Origin of the sequence: Bradyrhizobium sp. Rc2d, from assembly GCF_900099855.1 — a bacterium.
In the GTDB taxonomy this organism is placed as follows: Bacteria; Pseudomonadota; Alphaproteobacteria; order Rhizobiales; family Xanthobacteraceae; genus Bradyrhizobium.
Genome location: NZ_FNCU01000024.1, coordinates 22,449 through 38,015, shown reverse-complemented (window position 1 = coordinate 38,015; position 15,567 = coordinate 22,449). Strand labels below are relative to the sequence as shown.

15 protein-coding genes are annotated in these 15,567 nt (G+C 57.3%); 3 read left to right on the top strand and 12 right to left on the bottom strand.

Features of this window, described 5'->3' with window-relative positions:
• Positions 1–309 precede the first annotated feature (309 nt).
• Genes gmd through BLV07_RS26580 form a run of 3 tightly spaced genes read left to right on the top strand, consistent with a single transcriptional unit; the run spans position 310 to position 3,574 of the window.
• A complete protein-coding gene (gene gmd / locus BLV07_RS26590; RefSeq protein ID WP_091891826.1) occupies positions 310–1,401 on the top strand; it encodes a GDP-mannose 4,6-dehydratase in 1,092 nt (363 codons plus the stop codon).
• A complete protein-coding gene (locus BLV07_RS26585; protein WP_091891823.1) occupies positions 1,382–2,353 on the top strand; it encodes a GDP-L-fucose synthase family protein in 972 nt (323 codons plus the stop codon). Before gmd ends, BLV07_RS26585 begins: the two co-directional genes overlap by 20 nt.
• A 21-nt stretch (positions 2,354–2,374) precedes the next feature.
• Entirely contained in the window at positions 2,375–3,574 is a 1,200-nt protein-coding gene (locus BLV07_RS26580) for a glycosyltransferase family 4 protein (RefSeq protein WP_091891820.1), read from the top strand.
• Positions 3,575–3,626: 52 nt separating this feature from the next.
• On the opposite strand, the gene BLV07_RS26575 is transcribed toward BLV07_RS26580, so the two are convergent.
• The 12 genes from BLV07_RS26575 to BLV07_RS26520 form a co-directional block, all read right to left on the bottom strand.
• Positions 3,627–4,682: a glycosyltransferase gene (locus BLV07_RS26575; protein WP_244551222.1), complete on the bottom strand. Its 1,056-nt coding sequence runs from the start codon at positions 4,680–4,682 to the stop codon at positions 3,627–3,629.
• 125 nt (positions 4,683–4,807) lie between these two features.
• Entirely contained in the window at positions 4,808–5,737 is a 930-nt protein-coding gene (locus BLV07_RS26570) for an NAD-dependent epimerase/dehydratase family protein (RefSeq protein WP_091891817.1), read from the bottom strand.
• Positions 5,734–6,591, bottom strand: a complete 858-nt coding sequence (locus BLV07_RS26565; protein WP_091891814.1) for a class I SAM-dependent methyltransferase — start codon at positions 6,589–6,591, stop codon at positions 5,734–5,736. The genes BLV07_RS26570 and BLV07_RS26565 overlap by 4 nt, the downstream gene beginning before the upstream one ends.
• Before the next feature lie 33 nt (positions 6,592–6,624).
• Positions 6,625–7,476, bottom strand: a complete 852-nt coding sequence (locus BLV07_RS26560) for a methyltransferase domain-containing protein (protein WP_091891811.1) — start codon at positions 7,474–7,476, stop codon at positions 6,625–6,627.
• Positions 7,477–7,480: 4 nt separating this feature from the next.
• Entirely contained in the window at positions 7,481–8,566 is a 1,086-nt protein-coding gene (locus BLV07_RS26555; protein WP_091891808.1) for a glycosyltransferase family protein, read from the bottom strand.
• 13 nt (positions 8,567–8,579) lie between these two features.
• Complete coding sequence (locus BLV07_RS49775; protein WP_091891805.1) at positions 8,580–9,149, bottom strand: acyltransferase; 570 nt, start codon at positions 9,147–9,149, stop codon at positions 8,580–8,582.
• A gap of 24 nt (positions 9,150–9,173) precedes the next feature.
• Entirely contained in the window at positions 9,174–10,442 is a 1,269-nt protein-coding gene (locus BLV07_RS26545; RefSeq protein WP_176945767.1) for an oligosaccharide repeat unit polymerase, read from the bottom strand.
• Between the two features lie 98 nt (positions 10,443–10,540).
• Positions 10,541–11,671 carry an N-acetyl sugar amidotransferase gene (locus BLV07_RS26540; protein WP_091891799.1) on the bottom strand — a complete coding sequence of 377 codons (1,131 nt, stop codon included), beginning with the start codon at positions 11,669–11,671 and terminating at the stop codon, positions 10,541–10,543.
• On the bottom strand, positions 11,671–12,441 hold the full coding sequence (locus BLV07_RS26535; protein ID WP_091891796.1) for a HisA/HisF-related TIM barrel protein: 771 nt from the start codon (positions 12,439–12,441) through the stop codon (positions 11,671–11,673). Before BLV07_RS26535 ends, BLV07_RS26540 begins: the two co-directional genes overlap by 1 nt.
• Positions 12,438–13,058: an imidazole glycerol phosphate synthase subunit HisH gene (gene hisH / locus BLV07_RS26530; protein ID WP_091892010.1), complete on the bottom strand. Its 621-nt coding sequence runs from the start codon at positions 13,056–13,058 to the stop codon at positions 12,438–12,440. Before hisH ends, BLV07_RS26535 begins: the two co-directional genes overlap by 4 nt.
• Positions 13,055–14,476 (bottom strand): oligosaccharide flippase family protein, encoded by a 1,422-nt coding sequence (locus BLV07_RS26525; RefSeq protein WP_091891792.1) that lies wholly within the window; start codon positions 14,474–14,476, stop codon positions 13,055–13,057. Before BLV07_RS26525 ends, hisH begins: the two co-directional genes overlap by 4 nt.
• Positions 14,457–15,563, bottom strand: a complete 1,107-nt coding sequence (locus tag BLV07_RS26520; RefSeq protein WP_091891787.1) for a DegT/DnrJ/EryC1/StrS family aminotransferase — start codon at positions 15,561–15,563, stop codon at positions 14,457–14,459. Before BLV07_RS26520 ends, BLV07_RS26525 begins: the two co-directional genes overlap by 20 nt.
• Positions 15,564–15,567: the final 4 nt, after the last annotated feature.

Here is a 15,567-nt window from a genome sequence, read left to right as displayed (position 1 = left end):
ACTTCCTGAATGTTCGCCCCGCCCCGTGCTTGGCGAGAAGGGGATTTGAAGGCAGTTGAGTCCGCTGGCTTAACCGGCTATGCCGTTCCGGAGCGATTTCCGAGACATCCGCCAAAGAACTGTCCGGCAACGGGAAAAAGCAGAGGCTGTCCGATCGGCGTTGGGGAACCAGCGCCCACGTGATCGTAGCCGCTTTTCCTCCTGATCGTGACGCCACACGCTTCGGTCCAGTGGATTTTTTCCAACTGCTGGGCTATCCAGCTTGAGTTTCGCAACCTGCCCTCGGCGGTCCAACGTGTTCGGAGCCAGATGAATACCGTTAGTAATGATCGTGGAAGACGCATTGCTCTCATCACGGGCGTAACCGGCCAGGATGGCGCCTACCTTGCCGAGTACCTGCTGTCGCTCGGCTATGTCGTGCACGGCATCAAGCGCCGCTCGTCCTCGTTCAACACCGTGCGCGTCGATCATCTCTATCAGGACCCGCATGTCGGCGACGTGCCGTTCCAGATGCACTACGGCGACATGACGGATTCGACCAATCTGATCCGCCTGGTCCAGCAGATCCGGCCGACCGAGATCTACAATCTCGCCGCCCAGAGCCACGTCGCCGTCAGTTTCGAGAGCCCAGAATACACTGCCAATGCCGACGCGATCGGCGTGCTCCGTTTGTTGGAGGCGATTCGCATTCTCGGCATGGAGAAGGAAACGCGGTTCTATCAGGCCTCGACCTCCGAGCTTTACGGTCTCGTCCAGGAGATCCCGCAAAAGGAGACCACGCCATTCTATCCGCGCTCGCCCTATGGTGTGGCGAAACTCTATGGTTACTGGATCACGGTGAATTATCGCGAGGCCTACGGCATGTTCGCGAGCAACGGCATCCTTTTCAATCACGAGAGCCCGATCCGCGGCGAGACTTTCGTCACCCGAAAGATCACGCGCGGCGTGGCTCGCATCGAGGTCGGGCTCGAACAGATTCTTTATCTCGGCAATCTGTCGGCCAAGCGCGACTGGGGCCATGCTCGCGACTATATCGAGGGCATGCACAAGATTCTCCAGGCGGAGAAGCCCGACGATTTCGTGCTCGCCACCGGGGAGACGCGTTCGGTGCGGGAGATGGTGGAGTTGGCGTTCTCGCAGGTCGGCCGCCGTGTCGAATGGCGTGGCTCCGGGATTGACGAGACCGGCGTCGATGCCAAGAGCGGCAAGACCGTGGTGCGCGTGGACCCGACCTATTTCCGCCCCACCGAGGTCGACCTGCTAGTCGGTGATGCCAGCAAAGCACGCGCGGCGCTCGGCTGGACACCGAAGCGGACGTTTGCGCAGCTCGTCGAGGAGATGGTGGCGAGCGATCTGGCGGAGGCAAAGCGGGACATGGCTGGTGGTAAACGTACCGTTTAAGCTGGCAGGCGAGACCGTCCACGTCGCCGGCCATCGCGGCATGGTCGGCAGCGCGCTGGTGCGCCGCCTGGCCCGGGAAGACGTGAAGCTCGTCACGGCCGATCGTCGCGAGGTCGATCTCTGCAACCAGGCTGCCGTGTTCGGCTGGTTCGCGAAGATGCGGCCTCGAGTCGTATTTCTTGCTGCCGCCAAGGTCGGCGGCATCGTTGCCAACGATACGCTACGCGCCGAGTTCAGCTACGACAACATCGCGATCGCAGCCAATGTGATACATGCGGCGCATCTGAACGTCGTGAAGAAGCTGATGTTTCTGGGCTCGTCCTGCATCTATCCGAAGCTCGCCGAGCAGCCCTTGCGCGAGGATTCGGTGCTCAGCGGCCCACTGGAGCCGACCAACGAGCCCTACGCGATTGCCAAGATCGCCGGCATCAAGATGGCGGAGGTCTATCGCAGCCAGTATGGATGCGACTTCATCAGCGTGATGCCGACCAATCTATACGGTCCAAGGGACAACTATCATTCCCAATTCAGCCACGTCGTCGCTGCCCTGATCCGCCGCTTTCACGAGGCGAAGGTCTCCGGCGCGAAAAGCGTCATCGTCTGGGGCACCGGCACGCCCCGTCGGGAGTTCCTCTACGTCGACGACATGGCCGATGCCTGCATGCACCTGATGAAGACCTATTCGAGCGCGGCGCTGATCAACATCGTCACCGGCGAGGATATCACCATCGGCAAATTCGCGCGCGTCGTCGCCGGGGTGGTCGGCTATCACGGCGAGATCAAGTTCGACGCCTCCCGGCCCGATGGGACGCCGCGCAAGCTGCTGGACGTGAGCCGCCTCGCGAACCTCGGCTGGCGCGCGCAGACATCGCTCGAAGATGGAATTGGTCGCGCCTATGCGGCGTCCTTGACGGAGCAACGAGCCGACGCGCCCTTAGCGTCCCGAAATTGAACGGCGAAGATCAATCGACACATGGAAAAGCCCGCGAAGCTGGTCATCGCAGCACAATTCTATCCGCCGGATACGAGCACAACGGCAGTTTATGTCGGAAGGATTGCCGACACACTAGCCGTCGACCATCAGGCGGTCGTCATCTCGGCAACACCCGGTTCAGGCGGCGTAAACCCTCCGGGCAAACCAGCTGTCGTCGAGATAGGGACCTGGAATCCGAGTGGCACCGCTCTCGTGCAGCGCTCCGTGGCGATCTGCCTGCTTGCGGCGCGGATGTTCTTCTCCGTTCTCAAGCGCGCAGGTCCGAAAGATATCGTGCTCTGCGTTACGACCCCCTTCACTCTGCCCTATACCGTTCTCCTGGCAGCCAAGCTGAAGAAAGCTGCCACCGTGCTCCTCATCTACGACCTCTATCCCGAGGTTCTTGAAGCGGCCGGCATCGTGCAGTCCAAGTCTTTTCCGGCCCGGCTAATTCACGCCGCAAATACTCAGTTGTTCAGGCGCCTGGATGCCATCATCGTCATTGGACGGGACGTCCCTCCCCTTATCCAGAAGTATCGAGGTGTCGATGCCGGCAAGATCCACTACATCCCCAATTGGGCGCTGATTCCAATCGGATATCGCCAGATTGATCCCGCCAACCAATTTCGCGCGCCTCATGCGTCGCGCCTCATCGTCGGCTTATCCGGCAATCTCGGCTTCACACACGATCCTGCGACCGTATTTGAGGCGGCAAGATTGCTGCGCGACGACGAAAATATCCACTTCATCCTGTCCGGATGGGGCGTGGGTTGGAAGGACCTGAACGATCTGTTCGCGAAGGACAGACTCGAGAACGTTACCATTCTGAGCCCGGTCGCCGAGAATGAACTCGTCGAATTCCTGTCCGCCGCTGATCTCTGGATCATTCCCTATCGCCGCAATGTGGCCGGCGCTTCGATACCTAGCCGCCTCTACAACATCCTCGCTGTGGGCCGGCCCGTGATTATGGCCTCCGAACCAAACTCGGAGGGAGCTCTCGTGCTCAATGAAGAGACAATCGGATGGGTCGTTCCGCCGGAAAGCCCGGCAGAGCTTGCCCGCACGATCCGCGAGGCCGCCAGAGACCGCCAGTCGACAACAGACAAGGGCCTTCGTGCAGCCGAAGTTGCCCGAAAATACTCCGAGGAAGTCGCGCTTGCTCGCTATCGTCGCGTCGTGAGCAGCGTCAGGCGGGCTTAACCGAAGCACAAGCACACGGGCCGTAAAGGCGCCGACAGGATGGTCGGCGCGCCTACTCGACGGCTCGGGAAGGCGCAGAATCCTTCGCAGCTGCGCGCTTGATGGCATCCGTAAAATCTTCTGCGAACTTGGCAACTCGGGTTTCGACGGAAGATCCCAACTGCCTCACACGGAGCGGCTCATCCCTGGAGACGGTTTCTGCAAGATACCCGGCAAGAGCCGCGGCATCTTCAACGTTGAAGTAGAGCGCCGCGCCACCCGTCTGCTCGCGGTGTACCGCCAGATCCGAAACGATCATGGGCACTTCGAACGATTTCGCTTCTTCCACCGTCGTGCTCCAGCCTTCGAAGCGCGAGGGATTCATGAGGGCCGTGCAAGACCGGAGCAGCGCATAAACATGTTCAAGAGGAAGCATCCCGAGGTATCGGAAATTCTCCTTGAGCCCGCGTTCCTCAACTTCCCGCATGATCGCTTTGAAATACTCGGGTGGCTCGTCGGGACCACCTGATACCGCCACGACGGCCTTTATCCCCCGGTTCGCCAAAAGTGCCAGTGCATCGAGAACCAACTGATGATTCTTGTGTCGCCAGAACTGATTGGGCAAATAGAAGTATTGCTCGGGCAGATCGTAGAGACGGATGACCTCGTGCGGGTTCGCCGCGAGAAGATCATCCGTCGGGCGGCTGGCGAATCTGACAACCGACATCTGGTTTCTAGCACGCGGATAGAAGCGCCGACAGTCGTCGAGGGCGCTTTGGCTGCTTAGGACGACGGAGCGTCCCGACGCGAGTTGCGCGCGGAAACCAATCTCGCGACGCCACCATGCCGCTCTCGAAAAGAGATGAGGAAGACTCCTGTGCTGCAGGTCCGGAAACCAGGCCACAGCGGGGAGTGGAAGCCGCCAGCCAAAGAAGCGCGCGTGCTCAAACACGACGTCAACGTTCGCCGATCGGAAGGCGGCCACGGCGGCGAAATCGATCCCTGCAAGGAGGGCGTTCGGCACGCCCGAATGATTGCGTTCGAAAGCCCTGTCCTTCACAACCCTGACGCCCGGGATTGCCGCAAAGCTCGCCAGTTCATCGTTGTCATCGGACAACCCCGCAAACATCACGGGCTCCAATTCCCCGGGACGAAATCTATCCAGCGAAGTAAGCAGGTTCCGGAGGTAGTTGAATCCGCCGGCATGGAGACGGCGCGGAATGAACGTGAATGCAACTCTCAGGGACGCCCGGCTCAACGGAATTGCTCCTTGAACCAAGCCACGTACTCGGCAACGCCGGCATCGTACGGAATATTCCACTCGAAGGGCAGAGCGTTCAATCGTGCAGGATCAGCGACCAGGCTGAAGGGGTCACCAGTCCGGACCGAGCCTGAAAAGGCGACCGAAATTCCCTCATCCCAACTGTCCGCAACGGTTTGCGCGATATCTGCAACAGTGGTCGCAACGCCCGATCCGCCGTTCAGGATGTCAACTGGCTGCACGGGAGAGTTGCTGCCAACATACGCCAGCAGCCGCGCCACATCACGTACTTCGGTCCAATCGCGCCTCTCTCTGCCCGTTCCTCCAAGAGTCAACGAACGCGCACCGTCACGCAGGCGCACGCAAAGGTCCCATAGGAGCTGCTTGCGCAAGTTCGCTCCGTAGACAGAAAACAGCCGCACGATCGTGCTGCGCAACCCAAACGTAGTCGCGTAGCTGCGGCAAAGGTTCTCGATCATCAGCTTGTGCTCTCCATACGGAGATACCGGCTGCGTCGCGGCACTTTCCGAAATGGGGCCCTCGTATGCGGCGCCGTAGACTGCCGCACTAGAAACGACCACGAGCCGGCATCCCGGTGCGGTGGTTCGCAGCCAATCCAACAGGCGCGCGGTCGTCGCCACCGTGCGCGAAAAGTCTTCGTATGGCTGGATGATAGACAATCCCACCGAGGATCCGCCGGCCAAATGAAATACTACCGTTGGCATACCGGTCCGCGCAGCCAATGCATGAAGATTTGCAGCTTCGATCTCGCCATTGAGCCAATGGCGCATACCGAGGTTTTGCTTGTCGGGCTCCCCAATCGCACCATGGCCTACGCCAGATACGGCATGGCCGGCATCAGCGAGTGATCTGGCGAGATACCGTCCAATAAAGCCATTCGCGCCGGTGACCCAAATAGTCATACCGCCGCCTTCTGCGCGATGAACGAATAGAGGCGTCCCGGCCGATGATCAAAACGTTCTGCAACCGACAGCATCATACGAAAAAGCCGATCGGATCTCAGGATCGTTTGCCATACCGACCGGAGCGGAAGCACTCGAGAGAGCCTTTCGACGATTGCTTCGCGAAACGCGTCGGCCGTATATGGGAAGAGATTGATCGGGCTCCGGAGCGGCGTGAGAATGGTCGTATCGCAAAAGCCGGCTCCGCTTAGAGCGTCGACGTAGCGACTTAACAAGAAGGCATGCTCGCCTCCGTAGAGATGATGCAGCGGATGCTGCCTCAAGAAAGTGTCGAGATCGGATTCCCGGCTGATGACGTGCTCCCGTACGGCAACGAAAACTCCTCCCGGCTTGAGAACCCGATGCATCTCCTTGCAGGCCACATTCAGATCCCGGGTGTGATGCAGTACCGCTCGGGCAAAAACCACATCGAAAGAGGCATCATCAAACGGCAGGCGCTCCGAGAATTCCTCGACGACTTCGATAGAAAGCCCGCTTCGACAAGCCAGATCGCGTATGGCTCCTGCGCCGACGACGCGACCTGGATCGGGCTCCAATGCAACGACGCCGAATCCCTCCCGTGCGAGGGCATAACTGGCAATACCCCGTCCGGCCCCGACTTCCAGCGCGGTTCCGCCTCGGCCCTTCAAATACGAGGAAATGTGTCGCCACTCCTCGCTCGAACGATAACGTTCGGCCGCCTCGAGCAGAGGGTCGTCATAATAAGCGTCAAGGACCAGCTGCCGGCGATCGGGCTGGTCCCGCAGCCACAGCACGGCCTCCTCCCAAGATGAAAACTTTTGATCGACGCTCATGGCATTCTCGGGTTCAGAAGATCAACGTTGGCTCTACGCCACAAGGCGCAGGCAAGCAATTGCCCTCGAAGACGCTGCACGGTCATCACCTTTTCCGGTTCCGCTATGCACGTCGAACGGAACGGCATGTGCGACTTCAGCAGCCAAAGCTCGACGCCAGCCTTTGGCCGAATAACCGAAATATTCAATGCTGTGCGCGCTCGGCGCATACGCCTCGACGATCTGCTCTACCATCGCACCATCAAAAACCTGATACCACCCCAGATTGCGCCGCTCTCCATACGGAAACGAAATGTAGCACACTCCTCCCGGTTTGATGATGCGGCGGAACTCCCGCGCCGCGGCGATAAAACCCCTTTCATCGCGTTCGTCGCGCTCGCGGTCCGCCGTGTAGAGCAACGTGTTGTCGAGCCCCACATGCTCAATCGTGGAAATGCAGACGATCGTGTCAAAGGCTCCGTCCTTGAAATAGCTGTCACGCAGGTCGCCAAAGACGTAAGAAATCCCATCGTGCCAGAAACAATGCTTCTCGGGCGCGAGGGTCATGATTGTGAGGTCGCTTCCCTTCAGGGGCGCTCGATTGAGAAGATAGTCGTGATTAAAGATCGAGCCAGCGTCGAGCAGCCGGCCGACCGTCCCTGCCCGGCGAAGGTGACCAAACACCCAGGCATATTCAACGACCCGCTCGTCCAGAGCCATTCCGAAGAGCGGCGGAAGCTCTTTACCCACGCTCACCGCACCAGTCTCGAGTGCGACTTCGATCGCGCGTTGCTTCGTCGTGTGATAACCGACCGTCCAAGGCCGGGAGCCCCGTAGCCGATAGAGCGGAGTGGCCGCTGCATCTACGGCGCGCTTAATTCGGTAAACCAGAGGATGAAGATGCATTGGTTCACATATTTGATAGGAGTTCGTTGAATCGCTGCCACTGCATTGATTTGTTGTACAGCCTGTTTACAGCTTCTCGGCCGCGCTCCGCGATTTTCGAGCGCGTTTCTCCGTCGGAGATGTAGGTATGAGCCAAAGTTCTGGCCTCCTCCGGTGTCCGATATGTTACGATCGTAGTGTCGTCCTGCATCCCATCCGGGTATTGGCCTTCATCCGACAGTAGCAACGCACCACATCCCATTGCCTCAAAGCAGCGCATATTTCCTCTGTCGTTTCCCGCCATATCAATGGCTCCGTTGAGCACGATTTTCGCTTGCCCCAGGAGTTCGTAAGCCTGCCTGCCCCAGACCGGGGCGCGAGCAACGGCAACGATCGCCGGTGGCCGACGGTATTTGTCGAGATATCTGATAAGTCCCGCCGGAAAAGCTTCTGCGAGCCGGGTCGAACGAGATGCATCCAGACAGTAGATAATCTTCCGTTCACTTGACAACTGGGCAACTTCTTCCAAAACCTTAGCACGCGCCTTATGGTGACGGGAATAGCTGCCGAAAAACAGCACGTCGATGGGACGATCGCGACAGCCATACTCTCCCATCACACGGTCCACCGCAGGATAGAAATATTCGGCGCGGCAGCCCTTGTTCCGCCAGTCGGCTAATATCGTCGGGAAGTTGCAGACGACGAGATCGTACTGGCTCAGGTCGGCATTACCGGATGGGGCAGCACGCCAACAGACGGTCCTTTTCACACAGCCCGGCAGCCTTTGGACAAACGCGCTGCCGTAACGCATCGGATCGAGATTATAGAAGACTTCCGCCCTGTGGTGCTCGATCTGCGCGAGCAATATTTGCTCAAGATCTCGAGTCGCTAGCCCTTGTTCCGAGGCCCACAATGATTGCAGGCGCGGCTCGTCTCCCAAGGCGCAAAATGCGTTCGACTGCTGCGTTTCAATGGGCTCGAGAATGTGCGGGGCTCCATAGCGATGCTCTAGAAAGAGCCTAATACCTTCTTCAAACGACCGCGGAGATACAAACCGACGAAATACGTTCGAGTACGCCGGACCGAGCCCGATATTCTGGAATAACCGCATTCTTCAACTCCCGTCAGCGTTCATCCGCCGAGAGCTCCCGCACGATGGCAGCCGGGTTGCCAGCCGCGATACAGTAAGCAGGGACGTCGCTTGTAACGACGGCTCCCGCCCCCACGATCGCACCCCGTCCTATCGTTACACCCCGCAGAACGAAGGATCCCGCCCCAACCCAGACATCATCCTCAATTCTGACCGGCTTCTCGCCAAGGTTGAGCTCACGTGGATGGCCCGTTTGCGCGATCATCTTGAATTGGCTGTGACGGGCCGCTGCATGAATGGGATGGGTAAGATTGTCGAATATGTTAACCGAATGCGCGATCAGCACTCTGTCGCCTATGGCAATTTCCGCCGCGGACCAAATGCGGGAGTGCTCGCCGACGTAACACCATTGTCCGAGCCGTATCCTTCCCCCATGCGCGAATGTGAGAAGCTCGCCCTGGATTATGCTGCCTCGGCCTATGGTAATGAGCGAACTGTCGCCCGCAATGTTGCGTACGCGCGCTTTACCGGTCAGCCGAGCTCCACGATCGAGCTCGCATGTTGCACGCTTCAGGATACGCTGAGCCCAGTAATCCAGATTCATTTGCTGAACCGCTTTAAGATTGAGCTAGCCCAATTCCCCTTTTGCCATGCGTCGCGGCGCGACACTTGCGACCTGCGAACGCCCCTCCAGGAGGTGCTGCAACTTCAGGATCGCGACCGCTATCAAAGGCGCGGTCACCAGGCCGCCTGAGAGAAAGGCTGCCGGAAGCGCGGAGATCGTCAAATTGTAAGCTCCGATGAACGCACTCCCGAGGACTGCAAGAGAAACGACGGTCTTGCCTCGCGCCAAAAAGACTATGTCAATAGCCCTACAGATTGCTCCAGCCAAGCTGCTGAACAAAATCACCCCGACATACGAGAAATCTACCCAAGCATCAGCAATAAACATGCCGGTCACGCTTGATCCGCCGGCGCCATGCCAAAGCCTTAGGACCTCAAAGTATGAAGGCGCATATTCCATCCCCAAAAGAAACGCGAGAGGCCGGATATTTGCTCCCCAGCTGTGCGGCATGCGGTGGGGAAATGTTGCAAAGAACTCCAACACCGCCTCGTTCGAGTTATCGAATATTCGATAGTAAAGAAAGCCAAAAGCGTCCAAGCCCTGAGTCTCGGGGACTGCCACGCGAATGATCGGATAGAACACGAGGCTGACAATGACAAGACCTGCAAATCCAACTCTCCATGTGACATCGTTCCGGCGAGCTAGGTACGCCACTAGAAGAAGCTGAATTATGAAGAGCGCGGCCGGCGCTTTGCTGAGCGTCTCGAGCTTGCCGACGAGTGTTAGCGCGACCAGCACCACAGTCGCGATAAGGAGTGGCCACCACCTCTGGATCCAAGCCGAAAACCCACCCCACACAATTAACATGGGAGCGATCGAAGCGAGAAGGACTCGATAAGAGTAGCTTTGGCTGCCTCCAAATTGTTGCCTGTAAGCAATCTTTTCAAGCTCGTCACCGGCGACGGCTAGATAGCCTTTGATGACGGATAAATGATGCTCTTTGAGAGAGACAATCGCCATGAACGCCGCTGTCAACGTAATGACCGTCAGAAGCAGCCAGGGCCGGCGCCTTCCTGATTCAAGGCGCTGGTCTTTCCAAGCGCTCAGACCGAGACAAAGCTGCTTGGCTCCTGCCGGCATTAAGCGATCCACAGCTTCAATGCCGATGATAATACAAAGAAACATCAATGCGATCGACACATTCAGCGAGACAACTACCGATTCAAAGTTTGCCTCGTGAGCAATACGCTCGTAAATAATCGATCCGCCTCCCCGAAAAAGCATATAGACGAGATACGCTGGTCCATGGACCAGCAGCAAGAACGCGAGCAAAAACGAGCTCGTAGTGAGATGCAACCTCAGGCGATAAACTAGATAGAGAGCTGCGCTATACATTGATAGCGCGGCAAGAACGTAAGTGGCTGATACTATCATGAGCGCACCTTCAGAATTTTGCGCAACAGGCCGTTTGCTCGGTAAAGAGCTTGGCTGTTGGCGTAATCCTCGTGAGCGACTGGGGGCAGCCCAATAAAGCGATCTAGATCCGCCACTGATATTCCGAGCTTTTTGGCAACGAACCGCTTGTCGCGGGCGGCCTGCTCCGGGGTTGTTAAGGGTTGCTCAAGTTCCTCAAGAGCTCGAGCGCGCGCCATTTGTCCGGCGACTATGAGTGCCGAGCAGTGTAGCCGTCGTTTGTCGAAGCCGTAGCGCGCCGGCAGGTAAATCTCCTGATAAAACTTAGTAAATCGACTTTCTTGGTGTTTTGCTCCGTAGTCGACAAAACCGTACGTTGCAACTAGCTCGCGCTTTGCATCTTCTTTGTCATAAGGAAGGTAGTTGAGTGGTTTGAATATTTCGATGCTTTTGCGAATTCGCGACATCCAAAGATATTGGATCGGCCCGAGCGTGGGGAAAGTCGGAAGCGAACCTACGCCGTGCGCGCGATGGATGGCGCGCAGGTTACGTGCATCCATTGCGGGGTAACCGGCTCCCGGAACATGGACGCTCTCGCCACTAAAATTAACACCACTAAAGAAGTACCTTTGACCGAACCTCTTTGATAGGCGGTACAATGTAGAAAAAAAGGCATGATCCTGCGGAGCGTCCTGATTGACTACCGAAGCCTTCAAATAAGCCAGCTGAAGGTCCTTCATCTCCTGCCACTCAACGACATGTGTGTACAGGTCAATATCAAGTTTCCGGACGAGCAGTTCGATGTTGCGGACTGCAGCCTCAGTGTTCCAGCCTCCATCCACGTGAACCGCTAGAATACGGAGATCGAATTGACTCTTTAGAAAATGGGCCAGATAAGCGCTGTCCACACCTCCACTTAAGCCGATCATCACGTCATAAGGTCTAACTGCCATTTCTCGCTTGATGCTTTCGACTTTTTCTTTGAGTCTCCTCCGCCCGTCATTCGTGGGCCACCATTCATATGGTTTGCGCTTCAAAGCCTCTTGGCAACAAACACACTGGCCCCGCTCATCAAAAGTTACGCCGGGATTTCGGTTGTCCATCACGCAGAACGAACAGACTTGATACTTTCGGCTAGTCTGCAGCATTAGGCCTCTCCCCGCACGCTCGTGCGCATGCGCTCCAGTTCTTGACCAGCGGGATAGGTTAGTAGGACTGCTCGAAGACGACCAAGAAAGACGAAACTGCTCCCTGATGCCACCGCACTGGCGCCCGCAGCGAGGCCTTCCGCCAAATGTCGCACATTCCCTGCTCCACCAAGTGCTACCAATGGGACCTCGATTGCCTGCGCAACTTCAGAGATCATGTCCAGATCATAACCAGCGCGTGTACCATCGCGGTCTAAACTTTGCAGTAAGATCTCGCCTGCGCCGGCAGCCTCCGCCCTTCTTGCCCGTGTGACAGGATCGGAATCTGTAACCTTGCGGCCGCGATCCGTTACGACCCGCAGGTCCGTATTCACGCGCCTGTAGTCAATACAAACTGTCACGGCTTGAGATCCGAAACTGTCAGCAATACCCCGTATGATGCAATCATCACTACCGGCGCGACCGAGCACAACTTTCTCTACGCCGGCTGCAAATATGGGCGTTGCGTCCGCCACTGACCTGACTCCACCACCATAGCTCAGTGGCATGAAGCATTCGCTAGCCAACTCCCTAATGAAGCCAACGTCAGGCTGCCGACCGTCGACCGTGGCATCGATGTCGAGTACGCAGATCTCGTCCACTTCTTTTTCATTAAAGATCCGAACGACGTTGAATGGATCGCCTACGTAAACCTCGTCTCGGAAGCCGCGGGTTTTTACCAGACGGCATCTACTATCAAGCAGCAGAACAGGAATGACTCGCGGTCTCATTTCGAGGTTCTCTCGACAAAGTTCCTTAGTAGCCGCATGCCGAACCGATGGCTTTTTTCGGGATGAAATTGAACGCCGTAAATATTCTCGCGCTGCACCGCGCAAGCCACCGGCCCATCGAACTCATATGTAGCAGCCACATCGTCGTGGTCGTCACATTGCATCCGATAGCTGTGAGAGAAGTAGTATCGGTTCTCATCGCCTTTATTGAATAGCTTAGCCCGTGGCGTAGCTTCGACATCGGCCCAGCCCATGAACGGCACCTTGAGCTTAAGCGTGGGATCGGGACACATCCTTACGGCATCAGCTGGAATCCAACCAAGCCCGGAGGAAGTTCCCTCCTCACTTCGGCGGCCAAGTAGCTGCATTCCGAGACATACTCCCAAGAATGGTACTTTCAGCCCGAAAGCAGCTTTCTCTAGCGTGTGAATGAGGCGCGATTCCCTCAGCATTTGCATCGCGGCATCGAATGCGCCAACCCCCGGCAGTACCAGGTGGCTCGCCTGAAGAATGGCCTGAGGCTGGTCAGTTATCCAAGCTTCGTAACCAATGAATTCGAACATATTGACAAGAGCACCCGGATTTCCGACTCCGTAATTGACAATCGTGATGTTCATATCGCTCTCCTTGCCTTCCACAGGACGGTAGCGGTCATGAGACCTGCTGCGGTCGCGCCCATCCCAAGCAATTGTATCCTGTCAAGAAAGCTGCCTAGAACACTTAACGTAAGATAGATGATTGCCCCCAGTATGCTTGCAGCGGAAATGGCCGCTGCTAAGCCTAATCGCGGCCAGCCCGCCGCCTGATAGCAGACCGCGAGGAAGGCGAGATAGCTCAACGTCAGCATTGTGGCTTGCATCGCGATAGCCTCGGCCAGCGAATGTCCCGCCGCAAGTACGAGGCAAAGGCCTCCGACGGAACTAATACCGGCGACAGCCTCGAGTTTTAGATTGAGGTCTTGGCGGCCAATTACATCGAGCAACCGATCCATCCAGTTGGTTGTCATGAAGAAAGCAGCAGGGACAGAAAGCATACCAGCGAACCAACCGGCTCCATTCCACTGACGTCCAAGAACAATAACAAAAAGGTCGTCTCCCCCGAATGCGAGAAGGGCAATCCAGGGGCTGCTTGCTATGAGCAGCCCCCTTACGATTTGATCGACAGCTTGAACTTGCGCGGCAAGACCGTAGGTAGCTGCCCGGTGAAAGAAGACCGGCCTCAAAGCAGCGCTAGTAAGCGCTGAGGGAAGATGCGTCAGTCTCCACGATTGGCTATACAGGCCGACCAAAGCCGCGGAACAGAAACTGCCGACAATGAAGACGGGCACGCGCTCACGCACCAAAGACATCACTGTAAATGGCAATGAAAACTGCACGAAGCGTCGGTTGCGGAGTAATGCCGCCAGCATTTCTTTCCGGTCAATCGAGCAGATAGGCCGGTCCGCGCACCGCCGAATGCCTTGAGCATAAAAGAGCGTAGCTACGGCCTGTCCGGCGAGACTGCCTATGACCAGCCAGACGCCATTGCCGCTCAGACCACCGCCGAGCTGGACGAGATTGGCTACGGTTGCGTTGAGCAAGAGGCCAATCGATAGATGTGCAAAAGCACCGTCGCGCATCAACCAGGCTTGGAGCACAACACCCAATCCCACCAGCGATAGCCATGCCCAACCTAGGACCGTAAACATCGGTCCGATGCCGAATTGCGCAAGCGCCCTGACGGATATGCCGGCAAAGACGCCAACGACGACAGACATGAGGCAAACAACACTGATGCTTGCCATGAGAAGATGGCTCGCTGCTTCAACATTCCGCTCAAGCATTAGGCCAAGATCGAAGCGGAACGAGAGTAGCGATCCCCCTGTTATTGCCACCGCCTGGATAGCCGCCCAAACGCCGAAATCGTCCGGCGTGTAAAGCCTGAATAGCAGTGGAATAAGAGCAATGGCAAAGACCTGAGACGCGAACGGCCCAACTCCAGACGCGATCAGGCTTCTGCCTAGGCGATCAGAGGTTTTATGACCGGCTAAATGCATGGATCAGATCGATCACAGCAGCCTGCTGACCAGAAGTGATTTCGGCAAACATTGGAAGCGAAAGAATGCGGCTCTGATGACTGTGCGCGTTCGGAAACTGATCGGGCCGCGCACCAAAACGTTGATAGGCTTCGAGGAAGGGCAACGCGGTCGGGTAGTTTACAGCCGTCTGCACGCCGTATGACTTCAGGTATGCTGCCAACTCGTCGCGACGAGGATGCTGTACGGTGTACAAGTGATAGACGTGCTCTCTTCCGGCCGCGACATATGGGACTGCAAGATCCTTGAGCTGATTGAGACCTGTGTCATAGATTCGTGCAGCCGCTTGGCGTGCCTTTGTCCACCTCGAGAGATGGCGGAGCTTGACTGAAAGAATCGCTGCCTGCAGCCCATCCAACCTGCTGTTGATGCCCTCTACACTATGCTGATGCTTCACGAGTCCACCGTGACGTGCTAGCATGGTTATGCGCTCGGCAAGGACCGAGTCATTGGTTACGACGGCGCCCGCATCGCCCATCGCACCAAGATTCTTGCCGGGATAGAACGAATAGCTCGCGGCCGTTCCGAACGTCCCGACCATCTGTCCTTTGTACCGCGCCAAATGCGCCTGGGCGCAGTCTTCAATCACCCACAATCCGTACCTCTTCGCGATAGCCATGATCGCATCCATGTCGGCCGGCTGCCCATAGAGATGCACGGGGATGATGCCGACGGTGCGCGGAGTAATTGCGGCCTCAATTGCGGCGGGATCGATCGTAAAGGTCTCACGGTCAGTGTCGCAGAACACGACCTGAGCGCCCGCATGCGTGACCATAGCAGAGGTCGATATCCAAGAATGCGCGGTAGTGATGACCTCGTCGCCCGCCCTTACCTTGAGCGCGGTCATCGCAAGGTAGAGCGCGTCGGTGCCGTTAGCACAGGATACGCAGTGCTTGACGCTTGCCGCCGCCGCGAACTCGCGTTCGAAGGCATCGACATATGGTCCACGGATGAACGCGCTGTCGCGAATGACCGCGGCGATCGCACCGTCGATCTCGTCCTTGATCGACTGGTACTGGAGCCCGAGATCCGCATAAGGCACCGGCATGATG

Bases quoted from the DNA above. Each gene is read 5' to 3' on its own strand.
- gmd (WP_091891826.1), top strand. From the start codon at position 310: ATGAATACCGTTAGTAATGATCGTGGAAGACGCATTGCTCTCATCACG.
- BLV07_RS26580 (WP_091891820.1), top strand. From the start codon at position 2,375: ATGGAAAAGCCCGCGAAGCTGGTCATCGCAGCACAATTCTATCCGCCG.
- BLV07_RS26575 (WP_244551222.1), bottom strand. From the start codon at position 4,682: ATGTTTGCGGGGTTGTCCGATGACAACGATGAACTGGCGAGCTTTGCG.
- BLV07_RS26570 (WP_091891817.1), bottom strand. From the start codon at position 5,737: ATGACTATTTGGGTCACCGGCGCGAATGGCTTTATTGGACGGTATCTC.
- BLV07_RS26565 (WP_091891814.1), bottom strand. From the start codon at position 6,591: ATGAGCGTCGATCAAAAGTTTTCATCTTGGGAGGAGGCCGTGCTGTGG.
- BLV07_RS26560 (WP_091891811.1), bottom strand. From the start codon at position 7,476: ATGCATCTTCATCCTCTGGTTTACCGAATTAAGCGCGCCGTAGATGCA.
- BLV07_RS26555 (WP_091891808.1), bottom strand. From the start codon at position 8,566: ATGCGGTTATTCCAGAATATCGGGCTCGGTCCGGCGTACTCGAACGTA.
- BLV07_RS49775 (WP_091891805.1), bottom strand. From the start codon at position 9,149: ATGAATCTGGATTACTGGGCTCAGCGTATCCTGAAGCGTGCAACATGC.
- BLV07_RS26540 (WP_091891799.1), bottom strand. From the start codon at position 11,671: ATGCTGCAGACTAGCCGAAAGTATCAAGTCTGTTCGTTCTGCGTGATG.
- BLV07_RS26535 (WP_091891796.1), bottom strand. From the start codon at position 12,441: ATGAGACCGCGAGTCATTCCTGTTCTGCTGCTTGATAGTAGATGCCGT.
- hisH (WP_091892010.1), bottom strand. From the start codon at position 13,058: ATGAACATCACGATTGTCAATTACGGAGTCGGAAATCCGGGTGCTCTT.
- BLV07_RS26525 (WP_091891792.1), bottom strand. From the start codon at position 14,476: ATGCATTTAGCCGGTCATAAAACCTCTGATCGCCTAGGCAGAAGCCTG.
- BLV07_RS26520 (WP_091891787.1), bottom strand. From the start codon at position 15,563: ATGCCGGTGCCTTATGCGGATCTCGGGCTCCAGTACCAGTCGATCAAG.